Raw genomic sequence first — 17,185 nt, forward strand, 5'->3', positions numbered from 1 at the left:
GACGGGGGGAGAGTCACATGTCAGAACTGGCCACGGTGTCCGCCGAGATCGCTCCGTATCTCGCGCTGGCGGCGAGCAGCCTCGGTACGTCCGTGCTCACCGCGGCCCAGCAGCGGATCACGGATCGCGCGGTCGACGCCGGTGAGGGCTTCTTCCAGCGGTTGCTGGGGCACGGCGCCGACCGCATCGGGGGCGGTACGGAGCCCGTGCTCGACGCGGACCGCGCGGCCACCCTGGACGGCAGGCTGGCCCGGCTGGACGACACCGAGCGGCAGGCGCTGGCGGAGGCCCTCGCCGCCTGGCTGGCCGGTCCCGTCACCGCGCGGGACGCCGCCGGTTTCCTCTCCCACCTGGCCCCGCGCCTCTCCGGCACCACGATCAACTCCCCCACCACCTACGGGGACCACTCCGCCGCGATCGGTGTGGTGCACGGCACCGTCCATCTGGGCGGCGGCACGGACACCGGGGCCGCCTCATGAGCCGCGGGAAGCCGCCGCGCCGCTCCCACAGCGCGAGACGCCCGGGGAGCGCGGGCACCCCGAACCCGCCGGGCCAGGCGCGCCCCGGCGACAACAGCGCAGGTCAGCGCCGTACCGGAGCCGGGAAGCCGGGAGCTTCCGGGCCGCGGGCCGACGCCGGGAAGCCGGGGCGCGCCGAAGCCGCGACCGGTGCCGACACCGGCGCCGATGAGCCGCGCCCGGCCGGTGCCGGGAAGCCCTCCGGGAAGGGCCGCCGCCCCGCCGGAAGCGGGCCCGCCCCCGAGGTCCACCACCACGACGTCCGGCACAACAACCCCGTCACCACCGGCCCGCACTCCATCGCCGCCAACGACATCAAGAACGTGATCATCCGCTGGGTGATGCACCCCAGCGCCCGCTGGCTGCCGCTGCTGCTGGCCTGCGCCGCCCTGGTGATCGCCCAGACGACCGACCCGCGCGGCCCGGTGGGTCAGTACGCGCTGTGCCTCTCGTTCGCCGTCCTCGCCGTCGCCGCGGGGGCGGTGCGGGTGCTGATCCGCAGGACGCCGAGCGTGGCGGCGGTGGGTGCGCTGTCGCTGGTCTCGGTGCTGGCCACGGTCGGCGGCTGGCTCTCGTTCCAGTACGCCGCCGCCCACGCCGACATCGATGTGACGGGTCAGGTGCAGGTCGCGGGCGGCAAGCTGCCGCTGACCGGCCGGGACAACACCGTCACCTTCGCGCTGGGCCCCGCCGAGCTGCGCGAGCCCCGGGAGCGGCTGCGGCTGACCCTGACCGTGTCGGACTGGGACCCGAGCGCCCCGGCGTGCACGTACCGCACCTCGGCGACCGCGTATCTGATGAACGGCGGCGCCCCCGCGCAGCTGCCCGTCCGCTCCGGCCACCCCCTGGATTTCGTCCTGACCTCCGGCACCACCTCCGTACGGATCCAGGTGACGCTGGCGGACAAGGATCCCGGGCGGAACTGCCGGACGGACGTCCGGGCCGTCTCCGCCGTGCTGCACGACTCCTGACCCGGGCCGTACGCGGGGCCGCGACCGGCCACCGCGTACGCCCGCCCGGCCGCCGCCGCGTCCCACCCGCCACACCACGCACAACGGGGAGATTCCATGACTTCAGCCGCACCGCGGCGCCGCGCCTCCGTCGGCGCCGTGCTGCTCGTCCTGACCGCGCTGGCCGCGTCCGCCTGTGCGGACGACCGGCCGCCGACCCTCCTCGACCAGCGGTCGGTGTCGGTCGGGGTGAAGAACGACCAGCCGGGCACCGGCGAGGAGGCCGCCTACAAGTTCGCCGGGTTCGATGTCACCGTGGCCCGGCATCTGCTCGAAGAGGTCGGCGCCAAGGGGCACTTCAGCAGTGTGCCGTCCGAGAACCGCAGCCAGGTGATCGCCGACGGGGACCAGGATCTGGTCGCTGCGACGTTCTCGATCACCCCGACGCGGATGAAGGACACCGACTTCATCGGCCCCTACGCGACGACGTCCCAGGGCGTCATGATCCGGAACAAGGACGCCGGACGCATCAAGAAGCTGGAGGACCTCAAGGGCCGCGCCGTCTGCACCTGGAAGGGCGCCATCTCCTTCGACGAGCTGAACAGGGAGGCGTACCGCAGCATCAGCGTCTATCAGGTGGCCGACGCCTCGCGCTGCATCGACGACCTCCGGGCGGGCCGGGCCACGGCGGTCTCCACCGACCAGATGATCCTGTACGGCTTCACCCAGAAGTACCCCGAGCTGCACGTGGTGCCCGGGATCGTCGTCGGCTCCCCCAACGACTACGGCATCGCCATCGCGAAGAAGTACCGCGCGGACTGCCGCAAGCTCAGCGACAAGCTGCGCGACTACCTCAACGGCACCGACTGGGAGCGGGACTTCGCCCTCTCGCTGCCGTCCATCGCCAACCATGTGCAGAACTGGCAGACGGAGTTCAAGCCGTCCGCCGAGTCCGTGGGCCAGCTGTCCTGCCGGGACGCGCCCGCCGCCTGACCGGCCCGGGGGCCATGGACGGTCCGGCTGTCGGTCCGGCGGGCCACAATGGCGGTATGACTTCCGACTCCCTGACGGAGCCCGGCGGCCCGGCGGCGGAGCTGCACCGCCGCTGGGCGGCGACCGTGGCCCGCACCCGAGGCGCGGCGGGCCCCGATCCGGCCCCGTACGCGGAGAATCTGCTGGCCCGCTGGGCGGAGCCGCAGCGCCGCTACCACACGGTCGCGCATCTGGCGGCGGTCCTGGCGCGGGTCGACGAACTCGCCGCGTACGCCGCCGATCCCGGCACCGTGGAGCTGGCGGCGTGGTTCCACGACGCGGTCTACCGCCCGGACCGTTCGGAGAACGAGGAGCGCAGCGCGGCGCTCGCCGAACGCGCACTGCCGGAGCTGGGCCTCGACGCCGCCCGTACGGCGCAGGTCGCGCGCCTGGTCCGGCTCACCGTCAGCCATGATCCGGAGCCCGGCGACCGGGACGGCGAGGTGCTCTGCGACGCCGATCTGGCGGTGCTCGCCGGGACGCCGGACGCCTATGCGGCGTACGCGGCGGCGGTCCGTGAGGAGTACGGGTTCGTGCCGGACCCGGACTTCACCGCGGGCCGCGCGGCGGTGCTGCGGCAACTTCTCGGTCTGCCCCGGCTGTTCCGTACCCCGCTGGGCCGGGAGCGCTGGGAGGACGCCGCCCGGCACAACCTGGCGACGGAACTGGCGCTGCTGAACAGCTGACCTGCGGGTCCGGCGGGCGGCGGCCGGTGGGCGGCCGGTGCGTCCGCCTCCGCCGCCCGGCCGAGGTCCGGGCGGCGGCCCCGTCCTGCCCTCGGGGACGGTCGACGTTGCCCTTACGCCTCTGCCCCCGGCGCCGCGGGGCGGGTAGGCAGGGAGGGTCGCGTTTTCTGCGGGAAGAGGACCCATGCGAGCCCAGGACGAAGCCGGACGACCGGACGCCGCGAAGAGCCGCCGTGCACCGGCGCCGCGCCCCTCGACCGGGCCGGTCGCGGGCGCCGGAGCGCCGTCGCACCCCCTTCTCGCCCTCCAGAACAGCGCGGGCAACGCCGCCGTCGTCCAGCTGCTCCGGCAGGCGGGGCTCGCCGATACGGAGGAGCACCGGCACGGCGCCGGGTGCGGCCATGACCAGGGCGGCGACGGCCCCCAGGTGCAGCGCTCCCGCGTCCACGAGGTGCTGCGGACCTCCGGACGGCCGCTGGACGAGACGACCCGCGGGGACATGGAGGCGCGGCTCGGCGCCGACTTCTCCGACGTCCGGGTGCACGACGACGGTGCGGCCAAGGCGTCGGCGGCGGAGGTGGGCGCCCGCGCCTACACCTCCGGAAGCCATGTCGTACTCGGGGCGGGCGGCGGCGATCCGCACACCCTCGCGCACGAGTTGACCCATGTGATCCAGCAGCGGCAGGGCCCGGTCGCCGGGACGGACCACGGCGACGGGCTGCGGGTCTCCGATCCGTCCGACCGCTTCGAGCAGGAGGCGGAGGCCAACGCCACACGGGTGATGCGGAGTCCGGCACCGGACGGTCCGGTGCCCGCACAGCGGTCGGTGGCGGCGCCCCCGGGAGCGGCGATCCAGCGGCGGGGCGAGAACCCGCACGCCAAGTCCGCCGACCATCAGGGCTGGACCACGACGGCGCACCACATCGTGGCGCACTCGACGCTGACGGAGTCCCTGGGGCGGCTGAGCGGGACCGAGCAGCTCGATGTGCTCACCGCCGCGATCCCCAAGGAGATCACCAAGGCGATGCTGGCCAACCTCAAGATCGGGGTTCCGGCGGACAAGAACACCCCGGAATATCTCCGGAATCTGCGGAAGCGCCTGGCCGACAAGTCCGTCCCCAACTCCGAGGAGGAGTACGGAATCCCGTTCGGCGACATCCGGCATTCCTTCTTCGAATGGCAGGCGGGGAATCAGTTCATCGGCCCGAACACCAGCATCCGCGCGGAGCCGACCGAGAACGGCGACGACATCGACACCGACGGTAAATACCTCTCCCCGCTGGGCGACAAGAAGTTCAAGAGCCTCACCGGTCTGGGCGAGAAGCTGAAGGATCCCCGGATCAAGAACGACGAGACCGTCAAGGCGCTGAAGGAGATGCTGAGCCTCACCAAGAACGCGCAGGTCGCCGACTTCGACCCCAAGGAGTGGGACGAGATCACGGACTGGCAGGAGGTGGAGAAGCAGGCAGGTGATCTGGGGCGCGCACATCTGGAGAAGTACACGTTCTTCAAATTCACCATCGCCGAACTGAAGACGAACGGATACCTCAAGCCCGCGAAATCCGGCGGCGGTTACGAGTACTACGACACACCGGTGAAGGGCGCCGCCACCCTGGGCGCTTACGTCTACATCCCGTACACCACGCAGCTGGTTCCGCCCCCGAAGGACGGCAAGGAAGCCGGAAAGCGGGAATCGCTCGCCGAATTCTGCAGGGCGAGGGCGACCACCTCCACCTTCCTGCCGAAGGGGCTGCCCCGCACGAGGAGGTAACGGGCGCCACACCCCGACCGGGCCGCATATCGGGACATACCGCACGCCCTTCGGAGTACGGGAATGCGACGCATCCGGCCACTGTTGGTGGCGGACATGCCTGTCCCCTCCACACGCACCCGTATGCCCGCAGCCGTCTACGTATTGGGCCTGTCTGTCTTCGCTCTTGGCACAAGCGAATTCATGTTGTCCGGAATCCTCCAACCGCTCGCCCACGACCTCGGTGTCTCCATTCCGCAAGCGGGTCTGCTGGTCTCCGCGTTCGCGATCGGGATGGTGGTGGGTGCGCCCGTTCTCGCCGCCGCGACGCTGCGGCTGCCGCGCCGCACCACGCTGATCGCCCTGCTCGCCGTCTTCGCACTGGGACAGGTGGCGGGCGCGCTGGCGCCGACGTACGGCGTGCTCTTCGTCTCGCGGGTGGTGAGCGCGCTGGCGTGCGCCGGGTTCTGGGCGGTCGGCGCCGCCGTGGCGGTGTCGCTGGTGCCGGTCACCGCGCGGGCCAAGGCGATGGCGATCATGGTCGGCGGGCTGAGCATCGCCAATATCGCGGGGGTGCCCGCCGGTGCGCTGCTGGGGCAGCACGCGGGCTGGCGCTCGGCGTTCTGGGCGGTGGCCGTGCTGGCGGTGATCGGTCTGGTGGGCGTGGTCTTCGTGGTGCCCCGTACGGAGGTGCCGACGGGCGACGAGCGGCCGCAGCTCCGCCGTGAGCTGGCGATCTACAAGGACAAGCAGGTCTGGCTGGCGCTGTCCGCCACGGCGCTGAACGCCGCCGCGCTCTTCTCGCTCTTCTCGTACCTCTCGCCGCTGCTCACCAAGACCGCCGGGCTGGCGGAGAGCTGGGTGCCGACGGTGCTGGCGCTGTTCGGCATCGGCGCGCTGATCGGTACGTTCATCGGTGGCCGGGTCGCCGACGCGCATCTCTTCCCGACGCTGTTCGCCGGGATATCCGCGTCGACGCTGGTCCTGACGGTGCTGGCGCTGACGGCGCACAGCCCGGTCGCCGCCGTCGGGCTCTCGCTGATGCTGGGCGTCACGGTGTTCACCACCGCCCCGGCGCTGAACGCCCGGATGTTCAACGTCGCCAACGCCGCCCCGACGCTGGCGGGTGCGACGACCACCGCGGCGTTCAACATCGGCAACACCCTCGGCCCCTGGCTCGGTGGTCTGGCCATCAGCGCGCAGTGGGGTTACGAATCCACCGCCTGGCTGGGCGCGGCGCTCGCCGCCGTGGCGGTCGCCCTCACCTTCGTCGCCTTCCGCCTGCACCGGGCGCCGCACCGCTCCCGGGTGATCGCCACCTCGGTACCGGACGCGGAGTCCGGCGAGGCGTCGGGCGGGACATCGGGCGAGGCGTCCGGCGTCGAGCTGGCGAAGGACGGCGCGGCGACGCCCGCGGGCGGCTGACCGCCGACCGCCCCGACCTCCGGCCGCAGGACCCGCCCGTACGCGGTTCCTGCGGCCGTTCGCCGTTCCGGACCGGGCCCTACGCCCCCGGCTCGCCGGGCAGGCTCGGTCCGCTGACGGGCCAGGCGACCGCGCCGGTGACCGGCCAGGTGTCCGGCGGGCGGTGCTTGGGGCGGCGCAGACCGGCGGCGGTCAGGCGGCGGAGCAACTCCTTGCTGCCGACCTCGACCGCCCCGGCGAGCACCGCGGCGTCGTAACGCTCCCGGGGCAGGTCGTAGTGGTCGCGCTCGAACGCCTTCGGGGGGATGCCGATGCCGGAGGCGAAGAGGTGCAGCTCCTCGAAGGACACATCGCTGACCAGGTGGGACCACATGCGGCCGTGCCCGGGCCAGCTGGGCGGGTCGATGTAGAGCGTCACCTCAGTGCTCCGCGGGCGCGCCGAGCCTGCCGACGCGGGCCACCGCGACCGCCGTCTTCGGGCAGACCCAGTGCGGGTCGGGGCCCAACTCCGGCTCCACGTCGAGCGCGTGCGGATCGCCGGACTCCGTGCACACCGGGCACAGCGGCCAGCGGCCGTACCGCTCCAGCAGGGCGTCCTGCACGTCCTGCGCTATCAGCCCGGCGACGAACTCCACCCCGGCCGGCCACTGCTCCACCCACCAGCGGCGGTGCGCGACCGCGTCCTCGACGAGGGAGACGATGTCGGCGTCGGCGACGTCGTTCGCCACCAGGTCGGCGAGGACCAGCGCCCGCGCGGCGTGCAATGCCTGTTCCAACTCCATGCCGTCCATTGTCGCGCGGACCGGTGACGGTCCGCTCCGCCGTCCACAGCCCCGCGACGGGTCCGCCGGAGGTTGTCCACAGGCCGCGGCGAGGTATTGACGCGCCCTGGCGTTGAAATTACTTTTCAGTCGTGAGCAGCAGCGTGAAGGAAACTTTCAGCGAGGTGGCCGTCGAGTCCCGACCGGCCCCGACCCCGCCCGCCCCCGCGGCGCTGGCGGCCAAGGTCCGCACTCTCGGTCCGTCGATGACCCGCTCCATGCAGCGGGTCGCCGAGGCCGTCGCGGGCGATCCGGCCGGCTGCGCCGCCCTCACCGTCACCGGCCTGGCCGAGCGCACCCGCACCAGTGAGGCCACGGTCGTGCGCACCTCCCGGTTGCTGGGCTATCCCGGCTACCGCGATCTGCGGCTCGCGCTCGCCGCGCTCGCCGCCCAGCAGGCCGCGGGCGGCGCCCCCGCCGTCACGGCCGACATAGCGGTCGACGATTCCCTGAGCGATGTCGTGGCGAAGCTGGCGCAGGAGGAGCAGCAGTGTCTGGCCGACACCGCCGCCGGGCTGGACGTCACCCAGCTGGAGGCCGCCGTCTCCGCGCTGGTCTCGGCCCGCCGCATCGATGTGTACGGCATAGGGGCGTCGAGCCTGGTCGGCCAGGACCTGGTGCAGAAGCTGCTACGGATCGGCCTGATCGCGCACGCCCACGCCGATCCGCATCTCGCGGTGACCAACGCGGTGCAGATGCGGGCGGGTGACGTCGCGCTCGCCATCACCCATTCGGGCCGGACGACGGACGTCATAGAGCCGCTGCGGGTCGCCTTCGACCACGGCGCGACGACGATCGCGATCACCGGCCGCCCGGACAGCGAGATCGCCTCGTACGCCGATCACATCCTGACCACCTCCACGGCCCGCGAGAGCGAGCTGCGACCGGCCGCGATGTCCTCCCGGACCAGCCAGCTCCTCGTCGTGGACTGCCTCTTCATCGGCGTGGCGCAGCGTACGTACGACACCGCCGCGCCCGCCCTGTCCGCCTCCTACGAAGCGCTCGCCCACCGCCACTCCCCCCGCTCGCACCGCTGACCCCGCCGGGCGCCGTCGGCCGCGGCGGCGCCCGCCCGACCGCCTCCGACCCGCCGGTCCCCGCCGCGGCCCGCCGCACCGCCCCGCGCCCCGCCGATCTCACCCGCACCCGCACCACAGCACGTCGTACAGATCCGTCCGTACGAGCCGGAAAGAGCCGCCACATGACTTCGACAGCCGATCACGCACACCTGCGGGCCCAGTTGGACACGCTCACCACCGAGGCGTTCCGCCCCGAGCTGGCCGAGATCGACCGGCGATCCACCCTGGAGATCGCCCGGACGATGAACGACGAGGACGCGCGGGTGCCCGGCGCGGTCGCCACGCAGCTGCCGCGGATCGCCGCGGCCATCGACGCGCTCACCGCCCGGATGGCCGAGGGCGGCCGGTTGATCTACGCCGGTGCCGGGACGGCCGGGCGGTTGGGGGTGCTGGACGCCAGCGAGTGCCCGCCGACGTTCAACACCGACCCGTCCGAGGTGCTGGGGCTGATAGCCGGTGGCCCGTCGGCGATGGTCACGGCGGTGGAGGGCGCGGAGGACAGCAAGGCGCTGGCCGCCGCCGATCTGACGGCGCTGGGTCTGACCGAGCGGGACACCGTCGTCGGGATATCCGCCTCGGGCCGCACCCCGTACGCGGTCGGCGCGGTGGAGCACGCCCGGCGGATCGGGGCGCTGACGGTCGGGCTGTCCTGCAACGCCGGTTCGGCGCTGGCCGCGGCGGCGGAGCACGGCATCGAGATCGTCGTCGGCCCGGAGCTGCTGACGGGCTCGACGCGCCTCAAGGCGGGCACCGCGCAGAAGCTGGTGCTCAACATGTTCTCGACGATCACGATGATCCGGCTCGGCAAGACCTACGGGAATCTGATGGTCGACGTCCGGGCGTCCAACGACAAGCTCCAGGCCCGTTCGCGGCGGATCGTGGCGCTCGCCACCGGCGCCTCCGACGCGGAGATAGAGACCGCCCTCGCGGCGGCGGACGGTGAGGTGAAGAACGCGATCCTGATCGTGCTCGGCGAGGTCGACGCCCCATCGGCCGCCCGCCTCCTCGACGCCTCCCGCGGCCATCTGCGCGAGGCCCTGGAAGCGGCCCGCACGGCCTAGGCGGAAGCAGCCGAGGCCGAACCGACTGAGGACGCGCCGCTCAGCCGATGCCCCGGCCCCAGATCCCCGACGTCCGATCCCCGATCCCCGGCCCCAGATCCCCGATCCCCACATCCGAAGAGTCCCGCACCGTCGCGGGTCCCTACGACCACACCCTCCGACCACCCCTTTCATCCCTTTACGCCCCTTCTCTCCCTCCCTCCCCTCGTTGTCCGCACAGCAAGGCACCGCACATGTCCGAAGACAAGAACCGCGCCACCGCCGCCGCGATCCTCCCCCTCGTCGGCGGCGCCTCGAACCTCACCTCCGTCGCCCACTGCATGACCCGGCTACGGCTCGGGATCCGGGACCGTTCGCTGGTCCGGGAGGAGGCGCTCAAGGCGCTGCCCGCAGTGCTGGGCGTCGTCGAGGACGACACGTACCAGATCGTGCTGGGCCCGGGAGCGGTCGCCCGCGTCACCCCGGAGTTCGAACGGCTGGTGGACGAGGAACGCACCGCCGCACCGGAGGCGGCGAAGCCCGCCGAGGCCACCGAGCCCGCCGAGACCGAGGCCGCCGAGAGCCCCGGAGCTGCGGAAACGGCAGGCTCCCCCGGCGAGCCCGCTCCCACAAAGTCCGCCCCCACCGTCCCCCCGCACGCCACCACCGCCGCCGACCTCGCCGCCCAGGGGGCTGCGCTCAAGGCGCGGCAGAAGGCGCGGAACGCGACGCCGTTCAAGCTGTTCCTGCGCCGGGTCGCCAACATCTTCGTCCCGCTGATCCCCGCGCTGATCGGCTGCGGCATCGTCGCCGGTATCAACGGTCTGCTGACCAACCTCGGCTGGCTGCCGTCCGTCGTCCCGGCGCTGGCCGCGGTCGCCTCCGGTTTCATGTCGTTGATCGCCGTGTTCGTCGGCTACAACACCGCGAAGGAGTTCGGCGGGACGCCGGTCCTGGGCGGGGCGGTCGCCGCCGTCATCGTCTTCCCCGGCATAGCGAACATCACGGCGTTCGGCCAGAAGCTCTCCCCCGGGCAGGGCGGTGTCCTCGGCGCGCTCGCCGCCGCGCTGCTCGCCGTCCAGGTGGAGAAGTGGTGCCGCCGCCATGTCCCGGAGGCGCTGGACGTCCTCGTCACCCCGACCCTGACGGTGCTGGTCACGGGCCTGGTGACGATCTACGGCCTGATGTTCGTGGCGGGCGAGGTGTCCAACGGCATCGGCACGGTCGCCGACTGGCTACTGGCCCACGGCGGCGCGCTCGCCGGTTTCGTACTCGGCGGGCTCTTCCTCCCGCTGGTCATGCTGGGTCTGCACCAGGCGCTCATCCCGATCCACACCACCCTGATCGAGCAACAGGGCTACACCGTGCTGCTGCCGATCCTGGCGATGGCCGGTGCGGGGCAGGTCGGCGCCGCCGTCGCGGTCTATCTGCGGCTGCCGCGGAACACCTCGGTCCGCCGGACCGTCAAGTCCGCCCTCCCGGCCGGTTTCCTGGGCGTCGGCGAGCCGCTGATCTACGGTGTCTCGCTCCCGCTGGGCCGTCCGTTCATCACGGCATGTGTGGGCGGCGCGTTCGGCGGCGGCTTCATCGGGCTGTGCAACCAGCTCGGCGACGCGGTCGGCTCCACCGCCATCGGCCCGTCCGGCTGGGCCCTGTTCCCGCTGGTCAAGGGCAATACGGGCCTCGGTACGACGCTGGCGGTCTACGGCCTCGGGCTGCTCGTCGGCTATGTCACCGGCTTCCTGGCCACATACTTCTTCGGCTTCAGCCGCCAGATGCTCACAGAGCTGAACGCGACGCCGGAAGCGGCGGAAGCGGCGGGCGCGGCGGAAGCGGCGGGCGCGGCGGAAGCGGCGGGCGCGGCGGAAGCGACGGGCCCGGCGGAAGCAGCAGGCGCGCCGGAAGCCGCGGAAGCCAACGGCAACGGGCCGTCCCCGGAAGCCGCCGGCGACGCCCCCGCCCGGATACCCGACGGCCCCGCCCGGACCACCTCAGCAGCGGCACCGGCCCCGGCACCGGCCCCGGCGGCACCCTCGGCAACATCCCCGGCACCGTCGACAACGCCCCCGCCCCCGAAGGAGTCCGCCACCACCTGACGGCGCCCCGGGTCCGGGCCCGGGCCCGGGCGGCCCCGCCCCCGCCCCCACCCCCGTCCCCGCCCACGACAAAGGCGAGAAGGTACGGAAACTCCCCCTCGCCCTCTTCAACGTATAGCGGCCCAGGGGGCTTGCGGCAAGCCCCCCGGGGTGCTTCACACTTGCCCGGCCAAGGCCAGGACCTGCGGAAACAGGGGGAGTTCGGGATGCGTGTGGTGGTGTCGTCGTGGGGGTCGCGCGGGGATGTGGAGCCGCTGGCGGGGCTCGCGGTGGCGTTGCGGGGGCTCGGTGCGGAGGTGCGGATGTGTGCGCCGCCGGACGAGGAGTTCGCGACGCTGTCGGCGCGAGCCGGTGTGCCGTTCGTACCGCTGGGGCCGACGGTGCGCTCGGTGGTCGCCGGTGAGCGTCCGCCGACGAGCGAGGAGCGTTGCGGCTCACTCCAAAGTTGGTCGCCGCCCAGTTCCCTGCGCCACTCACAGCGTCACGGGCCCGGAGAATACGTGTCCTACCGCATGGCTTGCACCACTACCTCTAGGCCGACGATCTCGCTCCGGCGATGAAGCCCGGTCGACGCCGAGAACGCCGCGGACTGGGCTTCGTCGCGCCGCCCGCGGTCCTGCTGCCCCAACTCTCTGGCGGCGACGAGCAGTCTTTCAACCTCGCGTTTCTCGATGCCCTTGCGGGGTGTCGCGGGCATGTGGCTGATCGCGCTGCGTCCTGCGACGCCACCCCGAGCCTCGGCATCCTCGCCCTGGCCCGCCACGCCCACTGCAGGACCTGGCACATCCAGGTCGCGTCGCCGTTCCTGCCGCCCCGCCCATTCCAGGACTGGAGCGCAGCATCGGACCGCCGGTGCTGAGCGCTGCACGGGCAGGGGAGCTCCCAGAGAATGCTGCATGCCGTAGCGGGCGGAGCCACGGCATGCAGCACGGCGGCGGTGGAGCGGGCCATCGCCCTGCGCCCGCTGGTCCTGGCTACGCCTCTTCTGCCGGCAGGACCAGCGTTCTCTTGCGGAAGTGGCCTTACTCGCCAATCCAGCGCAGGCGGGAGGCGCAGGCCCGGAACCCCGGGCCGACACCGAACAGCAGCCCTTCAGCGCCTCGCCGCGGAGGTTCCCGGTGCCAGCGCTCCAGAACACGCAGCGCCGTCGGCCCTCCAGTGTTGCCATACTCGGCGAGTACGGCGCGGGAGTGCCGGGTGGTCTCTTCGCTCACCGCACCGGCCTCGACCATTTTGTCAAGGATGAGCGCAGAGCCGGGGTGCAGTACACCGAACTCTGGGTTCCAGTCATCGCCCATCCAGGGCATTTCCGGTACGACGTCGCCAACTCCCTTAAGAGACTCCTTTTCGGACGTAAAGTTCATGCCCTTAGTGTCGTTGTAGCCGTAGTAGTAGCGGAGGCTGTTGGGGAGCATGTACTCCCAGGACTCCTCGATGGCGGCGCCCACCCCCATCAGGCTGTCGGAGGGGTGTGAGAGGACCGCAGCACCCCCGCCATCCCCGAACAACAGCTTGAACGCAGCATCTTGGGGCCTATCGTTCGAGTTTTGCCATGCGCTGGTGAGCACCTCGCCACTGGAAAAGAGGACGGGGCGATTCGGCTGGACGAGATCGGCGGCCAGGCCCAGCGCGTGGGCCCCGCCCGCGCACGCCAGCTCCGTCATGGGGGTGCAGCGGACAGTGGGCCTCAGGCCCAGGGCGTTAATCAGGTGCGCGTCGAGCCCGGGTGTCACCATCTGGCCGGTAACGTGAGCGGTGACGATCCGGGCGACTCGTTCGGGGGCCAGACCTGCGTTGTCCAAGGCGCTTTGAGCGGCGCGGGTGGCGAGGTCGATGACCCCCTCGACCGCGGGGTCGTTACTTTCCTCGAAGGGGGTCGTGTGCGCGACCTCTGACAGGCGGCGGTGGTAGCGCCGCTGCTCCACACCGGTGGCGGCAGCAAACCGCGTGAGCGCTGGCTTCCGTTTCCCTTCCGGGTCGATCTGGTCGATTATCTCCCTGTTGGTGACGATGTATTCGGCGTCGGCCGTTCCTGGTTTGCTGATGTGCGCCAGAGTCACGAGGTTCTCCCGGTTTTGAAGATGCATCCATCGTGCAGGAGCGAGGGAGACTCAGCCAGGAGTACCCGTGCCACCGCCCGCTCCCGTGCAGTGAGGGACGCACGGAAGAAGACGCGACTGCAGCCGGACCCGGCGGGCGGCGCGCCGTCAACGCAGCGCCAACCCCAACCCCCGCTCCAGCGCCGTCGCCTGCTCCGGTGTGACGAGGGCGACGATCGTGTCGTAGACGCCGTGCTTCTCGCGCGGGAAATCGACGTAGCGGAACGTGCGGGCGTCGTCGCCGCCGGGGTTCAGCGCGTCGATCGCCTCCGCGGCGGCCAGCTGGTCGTAGTACTCGTCCGAGAAGTGCTCGGCGGGGACGGCGACCGCGATGCCGTTCCGCTCGAACTCCAGGGTGTCGTCCCGGGAGGCGCCGTCCGGGGAACGATCGCCCTCCACCAGCCGGACCTTGGCGACCGTGACCGCGCCGTCGGTCAGCTCCGCGGCGCGCCTCAGCAGGGAGGCGTAACCGGGCTCCAGCTGATCGATGTCGTCGGCGTGGATCGACAGCGCTATCCCGAAGGACTCCAACGCGCAGGCGACCTCGTACGGGCGCAACGGGGTGTCCGCCCCCTGCGCGTACTCCGCGAGCACCTGCCGGACCTTCTCCGGCGCCACCACACCGGCCCCCTCCAGGACCGCTCCGACCCGCGCGTACGTCATCGTCTGCGTGTTCGACATACCGGCATCCTGCCAGAGGGGTATGACACGAGGTGGCCCAACAATGCAGGTAGTTGGGGGCACCCGCTACGCGGCGCGGGCGGCGACCTCGTCGGTCAGCGCGGCCAGCAGCCAGTCGTGCGCGGCCCCCGGCGTCGGCACCGGACGGCCCTCGCGCGGCCCCAGCACCTCGGCGGTGAGCGCCCAGTACGGGTCGATACGCGGATCCGCGGCGAGACGGGCGACGAGCCGACGGCGGAACTCCGGGGTGTCCCGGGCGCCGCCCGCGGAGGCGGCGTACGCGGCGACGAAACAGTCCAGCGCCTCCCCGGGTCGCGGCGCCCGCGCCCGGCTCAGCGGCGCCGCCGCCAACGCGTACGCCTCGCCCAGGCCGTCGTAGAGGACCTCCGGGCGGAAGCCGGGGCCGGAGCGGTGCGCGGCGGGCTGCGGGCGGGCGGAGCCGTCACAGGGGCGGGTCACCAGGGCGTGCAGCCGGGCGAAGGCGAGGACCTGCGCGGGCGTCGGCTCGTCCGGCGGCGCGGGGACCGCCTGCTCCAGGAAGGCACCGACCGCGCGAGCCGACATCCGCGGCGGCAGCCACGCCCGCCAGAACCGGGCGAGCGGGGCGGTACTGGGCGGCGCCGCCACCGCACCGATCAGCCGCAGCCGGTCCGCGCGCTCCCGGGGCGGACACTCCTGGACGAGCCGCAACCCGGCCTCCCGCCAGCGCAACGCCGCCATCCGGTAGCCCAGTTGCTTCAACTGCCCGGCGACGGCGTCCTCCAGCGCGCCGCCCGCGCCCGCCTCGTCGTCGACGATCCGCCGCACCTCGGGAACGGGCAGGTCCAGCGCGCGCAGCGAACGGATCAGTCGCAGCCGGTCGAGGGCGTCGGGGGCGTACCGCCGGTGCCCGCCCGCACTGCGCGACCGCTCCGGGAGCAGCCCCCGGTCCGAGTAGAACCGCACGGTCTTGACGGTGACCCCGCCACGCTCGGCCAGCTCCCCGATGCTCCACAGCCCGTCGGACACCGCCACTTGAACCTCCCTCAGGGGGAGTTCCTACCGTACCGGCGGGCTCGAACGGACGGACCGATCGGGGGACGGCCCGTCCGGCCCGGGGGGGGCGCGCCACGGTGCGCCGGGCGCCCCCTCCGCACCCGTTGGAGCCCGGCAACGAGAGACACGTCGCGCGAGGAGCGAGGAGCGAAGGATGGATGAGAAGGAGCAGCGGACCGGGGCCCACGGCGGGGCCGCCGGGACCCATTTCCTGCTGGTGCCCGGCGCGTTCACCGGCGGGTGGGTGTGGGAGGAGACGGCCGCCCGGCTGCGGGCGACGGGCGCGGCGGCGACCGCGCTGACCCTCACGGGCGCGGACGCGGGGGCGCACGGCAGCGCGCCCGCGCCGCCGGACCTGGAGACGCACATCGGGGAGGTGGTACGGGCGATCGACGCGGTGACCGCCGCCGGGGGCGCGGGCAGATTCGGCGAACCGGCCGGTTCCGGCGGGGCGGCCACCACCCCGGAGATCGTTCTCGTCGGACACGGCTACGGCCTGCACCCGGCACTCGGCGCCGCCGACCGCCGCCCGGAACGCGTCACCCGGATCATCGCCCTGGACACCGCCCCCGCCCAGCACGACCAACCGGCCTGGACCACCCTCCCCGACCAGCGCGTACGAGAGCAACTGGCCACCTGGGCACGGGCAGACGCATCGGACGGAGCGACAGTGCCTACGGACCGAGCGACAGTGCCTACGGACCGAGCGGCAGGGCCTACGGACGGAGCGGACGCGGCGGGGACGGGGACGGGCGGAGCGCCCGGGGCGGCCACCGGGACCGGAGCCGGTGCGGGGCCCGCGCCCCGAACGCACGGCGGCACGCTGCCCCCACCGCCCTCCCCCGCCGCCTGGCGGCGCTGGGGCAGCACCGAGGGCCTGTCCGAGGCGGTGCTGGCGCGGCTGGTCCGGGACGCCGTCCCGCAGCCGCTCGGCACGCTCCTCCAGCCGCTCCGGCTGACCGGCGCCGCCGCAGCCGTCCCGGTCACCGGCGTCCTCTGCACCGCCAACGGCACGAGCATCGACCTGGTCCAGATGCGGATCGACCTCGGCGACCCGGCGTTCCGGCCGCTCACCGCCCCCGGCGTGCGCTTCCTCGAACTCCCCACCGGACACTGGCCGATGCTCTCCCACCCGGACGCCCTCGCCGACGCCCTGCGGCGCGCGGCGGCGGGCGAGGGCCACCGCCTCACCCCGGCGGGCAGCCAACCGCCGCCGCATCTGCGACCGTTCCTCCTCGACGTCCCCGAGGTACCGCACGAGCGGAACGAGACCATCGATCTGTACCTCCCCGGGGGCGACGGGCCCCACCCGGCAGTGATCGTCGTCCACGGCGGACCGGTCCCCGAGGGCATCCGGCCGACACCCCGCGACTGGCCGACGCTCACCGGATACGCCCGCCTCGCCGCGTCACAGGGCGCGATCGGCGTCACCTTCGACCACGGGCTGTACGGCCTCGACCGCTACCCACACGCCGCGCGGGACGTCGCGGCGGCGGTGGCCCGGGTCCGCGCGGACCCGCGGGTGGACGCCGACCGGATCGCGCTCTGGTTCTTCTCCGGCGGCGGACTCCTCGCCGCCGACTGGCTGAGCGCCCCGCCCCCCTGGCTGCGCTGCGTCGCCGCGAACTACCCGATCCTCGCGCCGCTGCCCAACTGGGGCCTGGACGGCGACCGGTTCCGCCCGGCGGTCGCCGTGCGCGGCGCGGGCGAGCTGCCGCTCGTCGTGGTCCGGGCCGGTCGCGACCTGCCGGAGATCCTCGCCACGGTCACGGAGTTCCGGGCCGCCGCCGAGGCACACGGCGCCGCGCTGGAGATCATCGACGTACCCGAAGGCCACCACGGCTTCGAGACCGCCGACCACCGCTCCGAAACCGCCCCGGAGACGCTCCGCACCGCCGTCCGCACGGCGCTCGACACCGTCCTCGGCCACCTGACGGCCCCGTAGACGCCCCCGCGGGCGCGGACCGGCGCGA

At 73.0% G+C, this 17,185-nt stretch carries 16 protein-coding genes; 11 read left to right on the forward strand and 5 right to left on the reverse strand.

All coding sequences use genetic code 11. The annotated features are described in order from the left end of the window. The first annotated feature begins 17 nt into the window (after nt 1-17). The 6 genes from IF23_RS0120800 to IF23_RS0120825 all read left to right on the forward strand — a co-directional run bounded on the left by IF23_RS0120800 (nt 18) and on the right by IF23_RS0120825 (nt 6,361). A complete protein-coding gene (locus IF23_RS0120800) occupies nt 18-479 on the forward strand; it encodes a hypothetical protein (RefSeq protein WP_030285820.1) in 462 nt (153 codons plus the stop codon). Further along, entirely contained in the window at nt 476-1,489 is a 1,014-nt protein-coding gene (locus IF23_RS0120805) for a hypothetical protein (protein ID WP_030285822.1), read from the forward strand. Before IF23_RS0120800 ends, IF23_RS0120805 begins: the two co-directional genes overlap by 4 nt. Before the next feature lie 96 nt (nt 1,490-1,585). Continuing rightward, complete coding sequence (locus IF23_RS0120810; RefSeq protein WP_030285824.1) at nt 1,586-2,461, forward strand: transporter substrate-binding domain-containing protein; 876 nt, start codon at nt 1,586-1,588, stop codon at nt 2,459-2,461. A 56-nt stretch (nt 2,462-2,517) separates the two neighbouring features. Beyond that, the gene (locus tag IF23_RS0120815) at nt 2,518-3,186 is read left to right on the forward strand and encodes an HD domain-containing protein (RefSeq protein ID WP_030285826.1); all 669 of its coding nucleotides are present in this window, start codon (nt 2,518-2,520) and stop codon (nt 3,184-3,186) included. A 184-nt stretch (nt 3,187-3,370) separates the two neighbouring features. Continuing rightward, on the forward strand, nt 3,371-4,957 hold the full coding sequence (locus tag IF23_RS32205; RefSeq protein WP_051739751.1) for an eCIS core domain-containing protein: 1,587 nt from the start codon (nt 3,371-3,373) through the stop codon (nt 4,955-4,957). Nucleotides 4,958-5,080: 123 nt separating this feature from the next. Next, a complete protein-coding gene (locus IF23_RS0120825) occupies nt 5,081-6,361 on the forward strand; it encodes a Cmx/CmrA family chloramphenicol efflux MFS transporter (RefSeq protein WP_078654128.1) in 1,281 nt (426 codons plus the stop codon). A 79-nt stretch (nt 6,362-6,440) separates the two neighbouring features. Here IF23_RS0120825 and IF23_RS0120830 read toward each other — a convergent pair whose 3' ends face one another. Both IF23_RS0120830 and IF23_RS0120835 read right to left on the reverse strand, forming a co-directional pair. After that, nucleotides 6,441-6,779: a DUF4031 domain-containing protein gene (locus tag IF23_RS0120830; protein ID WP_051739753.1), complete on the reverse strand. Its 339-nt coding sequence runs from the start codon at nt 6,777-6,779 to the stop codon at nt 6,441-6,443. 1 nt (nt 6,780) lies between these two features. Further along, a complete protein-coding gene (locus tag IF23_RS0120835) occupies nt 6,781-7,143 on the reverse strand; it encodes a hypothetical protein (RefSeq protein ID WP_405743809.1) in 363 nt (120 codons plus the stop codon). A gap of 131 nt (nt 7,144-7,274) precedes the next feature. Between IF23_RS0120835 and IF23_RS0120840 the strand changes: the two genes are divergently transcribed. The 4 genes from IF23_RS0120840 to IF23_RS32895 all read left to right on the forward strand — a co-directional run bounded on the left by IF23_RS0120840 (nt 7,275) and on the right by IF23_RS32895 (nt 12,256). Next, the gene (locus IF23_RS0120840; protein ID WP_051739754.1) at nt 7,275-8,219 is read left to right on the forward strand and encodes a MurR/RpiR family transcriptional regulator; all 945 of its coding nucleotides are present in this window, start codon (nt 7,275-7,277) and stop codon (nt 8,217-8,219) included. A gap of 164 nt (nt 8,220-8,383) precedes the next feature. Beyond that, a complete protein-coding gene (gene murQ / locus IF23_RS0120845) occupies nt 8,384-9,322 on the forward strand; it encodes an N-acetylmuramic acid 6-phosphate etherase (protein ID WP_030285836.1) in 939 nt (312 codons plus the stop codon). A gap of 233 nt (nt 9,323-9,555) precedes the next feature. Then, entirely contained in the window at nt 9,556-11,397 is a 1,842-nt protein-coding gene (locus IF23_RS0120850) for a PTS transporter subunit EIIC (protein WP_078654129.1), read from the forward strand. Between the two features lie 556 nt (nt 11,398-11,953). Next, nucleotides 11,954-12,256, forward strand: coding sequence for an Imm49 family immunity protein (locus tag IF23_RS32895; protein ID WP_078654130.1), 303 nt, complete (start codon nt 11,954-11,956; stop codon nt 12,254-12,256). 163 nt (nt 12,257-12,419) lie between these two features. Here the strand turns inward: IF23_RS32895 and IF23_RS0120860 are convergent, their stop codons facing one another. From IF23_RS0120860 to IF23_RS0120870, 3 genes are all read right to left on the reverse strand, one after another. Further along, nucleotides 12,420-13,457 carry a beta-ketoacyl-[acyl-carrier-protein] synthase family protein gene (locus IF23_RS0120860; RefSeq protein WP_051739755.1) on the reverse strand — a complete coding sequence of 346 codons (1,038 nt, stop codon included), beginning with the start codon at nt 13,455-13,457 and terminating at the stop codon, nt 12,420-12,422. Nucleotides 13,458-13,604: 147 nt separating this feature from the next. Continuing rightward, nucleotides 13,605-14,177, reverse strand: coding sequence for a hypothetical protein (locus IF23_RS0120865; RefSeq protein ID WP_030285844.1), 573 nt, complete (start codon nt 14,175-14,177; stop codon nt 13,605-13,607). 66 nt (nt 14,178-14,243) lie between these two features. Beyond that, nucleotides 14,244-15,191 carry a helix-turn-helix domain-containing protein gene (locus tag IF23_RS0120870; RefSeq protein ID WP_051739756.1) on the reverse strand — a complete coding sequence of 316 codons (948 nt, stop codon included), beginning with the start codon at nt 15,189-15,191 and terminating at the stop codon, nt 14,244-14,246. A 175-nt stretch (nt 15,192-15,366) separates the two neighbouring features. Between IF23_RS0120870 and IF23_RS0120875 the strand changes: the two genes are divergently transcribed. Then, entirely contained in the window at nt 15,367-17,157 is a 1,791-nt protein-coding gene (locus tag IF23_RS0120875) for a dienelactone hydrolase family protein (RefSeq protein WP_051739757.1), read from the forward strand. Nucleotides 17,158-17,185: the final 28 nt, after the last annotated feature.

It is taken from the genome of Streptomyces catenulae (assembly GCF_000718015.1).
In the GTDB taxonomy this organism is placed as follows: Bacteria; Actinomycetota; Actinomycetes; order Streptomycetales; family Streptomycetaceae; genus Streptomyces; species Streptomyces catenulae.

Coding starts and splice junctions, on each gene's coding strand:
- IF23_RS0120835 (WP_405743809.1), bottom strand. CDS start 7,143: ATGGAGTTGGAACAGGCATTGCACGCCGCGCGGGCGCTGGTCCTCGCC.
- IF23_RS0120800 (WP_030285820.1), top strand. CDS start 18: ATGTCAGAACTGGCCACGGTGTCCGCCGAGATCGCTCCGTATCTCGCG.
- IF23_RS0120850 (WP_078654129.1), top strand. CDS start 9,556: ATGTCCGAAGACAAGAACCGCGCCACCGCCGCCGCGATCCTCCCCCTC.
- IF23_RS0120815 (WP_030285826.1), top strand. CDS start 2,518: ATGACTTCCGACTCCCTGACGGAGCCCGGCGGCCCGGCGGCGGAGCTG.
- IF23_RS32895 (WP_078654130.1), top strand. CDS start 11,954: ATGAAGCCCGGTCGACGCCGAGAACGCCGCGGACTGGGCTTCGTCGCG.
- IF23_RS0120865 (WP_030285844.1), bottom strand. CDS start 14,177: ATGTCGAACACGCAGACGATGACGTACGCGCGGGTCGGAGCGGTCCTG.
- IF23_RS0120825 (WP_078654128.1), top strand. CDS start 5,081: ATGCCCGCAGCCGTCTACGTATTGGGCCTGTCTGTCTTCGCTCTTGGC.
- IF23_RS0120810 (WP_030285824.1), top strand. CDS start 1,586: ATGACTTCAGCCGCACCGCGGCGCCGCGCCTCCGTCGGCGCCGTGCTG.
- murQ (WP_030285836.1), top strand. CDS start 8,384: ATGACTTCGACAGCCGATCACGCACACCTGCGGGCCCAGTTGGACACG.
- IF23_RS32205 (WP_051739751.1), top strand. CDS start 3,371: ATGCGAGCCCAGGACGAAGCCGGACGACCGGACGCCGCGAAGAGCCGC.
- IF23_RS0120875 (WP_051739757.1), top strand. CDS start 15,367: ATGGATGAGAAGGAGCAGCGGACCGGGGCCCACGGCGGGGCCGCCGGG.
- IF23_RS0120805 (WP_030285822.1), top strand. CDS start 476: ATGAGCCGCGGGAAGCCGCCGCGCCGCTCCCACAGCGCGAGACGCCCG.